This is a genomic window from Halobacterium bonnevillei (genome assembly GCF_009831555.1).
GTDB lineage: Archaea > Halobacteriota > Halobacteria > Halobacteriales > Halobacteriaceae > Halobacterium > Halobacterium bonnevillei.
Genome location: NZ_WUUU01000332.1, coordinates 1 through 1,381, shown reverse-complemented (window position 1 = coordinate 1,381; position 1,381 = coordinate 1). Strand labels below are relative to the sequence as shown.

Below are 1,381 nucleotides of genomic sequence, written 5' to 3'. Positions count from 1 at the left end.
GCGACCCCGACGAGTCGCAGGCGGGGTTGACGGACTTCGACGCGCCGGACCCCGAGGACGTCGACGGCAGCGAGGACGACGACGGCGTGGCGGCGCGGGCGTCCAGCGGCGACGAGGAGACCGTCGAGGTGGTCGTGGACCAGCGCGAACTCGACTCGAACATCGCCCGCGACCTCTCGAAGCGCGAGGACGTGGAGACGCGCCTGGAGACGCTGTCGGTCGGCGACTACGTGCTCTCGGACCGCGTCGCCGTCGAGCGGAAGACGCACGCGGACTTCATGGACACGCTGCTGGGCGGCGACCGGTCGCTGTTCGAGCAGGCCAAGGACCTCACGCGCCACTACACGCGGCCCGTCCTCCTGCTGGAGGGCGACGGCGACCTGTTCGCCGAGCGCAACGTCCACCCGAACGCGATCCGGGCGTCGCTGGCGTCGCTGGCCGTCGACTGGGGCGTCAGCGTCGTGCACACGCGCGACGAGGACGACACCGCCGAGATGATCCGGACCATCGCCGAACGCGAGCAGACCGCCAACGACCGCGAGGTGAGCGCGCACGGCGAGAAGGCCGCGAAGACGCTCGGCGAGCAACAGGAGTACGTCGTCTCCTCGATTGCGGACATCGGCCCGGTCACCGCGCAGTCGCTCCTGGACCACTTCGGGAGCGTCGAAGCCGTGATGACCGCCGACGAGGACACCCTGCAGGACGCCGACGGCGTCGGCAGCGTGACCGCCGAACGCATCCGAGACGTCGTCGCGACGGACTACCGGCCGGACTGACAGCCGCGCGACTCCGAACCGGGCGGCTAGTCGGATTGACGACGGCGAAACGGGACTCGACTCTGGGCGCAGGTCGACTGGCGAGCAGCGTCGCCCGGCCGCGTTCAGGGGACGACAGTGACTGGCACGCGGTCGGCGTTCAGGACGGTCTCGGCGGCGCTCCCGAGGATGGCGCGTTCGAGCGCGCCCGCGCCGCTGTTCCCCATGACGACGTGGTCGTAGCCGCGGCGCTCGACGAGGTCGAGGATGTCCTCGCCGACGCGGTCGCTGGGCCGGAACTCGGGTTCGAGGTCGGTGCTCACTTCGGGGTCGGCGTCGACGTCCTGGGCGTCGAGCACGCGCTGTGCGCGGTCGACGACCGCGTCGGTGGACGCGGATTCGGTTTCGGCGAAGTGGACGACGTCGACGCTGCCGTCGTACCGGTCCGCCATCTCGATGGCGAACCCGAGCGCGCGGAAACTGCAGTCCGAGCCGTCGACTGGCGCGAGAATGTCCATGTGAGTACGTGAGTGTTGCGCGGGCGCCGGGTTACTCGTTGTGGCGGAGCGCCGCGAGCGCTTCGGCGGCCTCCCGCGCGGCTTCCAGGTACTCGCGGGCGCGCCGCG

2 protein-coding genes are annotated in these 1,381 nt (G+C 71.1%); one reads left to right on the top strand and one right to left on the bottom strand.

Translation table 11 applies throughout. From position 1 onward, the window contains the following. On the top strand, positions 1-776 hold a 776-nt coding region (locus GRX66_RS19030), incomplete at its 5' end, for an ERCC4 domain-containing protein (protein WP_233745720.1). Positions 777-880: 104 nt separating this feature from the next. On the opposite strand, the gene GRX66_RS19025 is transcribed toward GRX66_RS19030, so the two are convergent. After that, the gene (locus GRX66_RS19025; protein ID WP_159527847.1) at positions 881-1,273 is read right to left on the bottom strand and encodes a universal stress protein; all 393 of its coding nucleotides are present in this window, start codon (positions 1,271-1,273) and stop codon (positions 881-883) included. Positions 1,274-1,381: the final 108 nt, after the last annotated feature.

What these genes read in the sequence shown, in the direction of transcription:
- GRX66_RS19025 (WP_159527847.1), bottom strand. Translation starts at nt 1,273, where the DNA reads ATGGACATTCTCGCGCCAGTCGACGGCTCGGACTGCAGTTTCCGCGCG.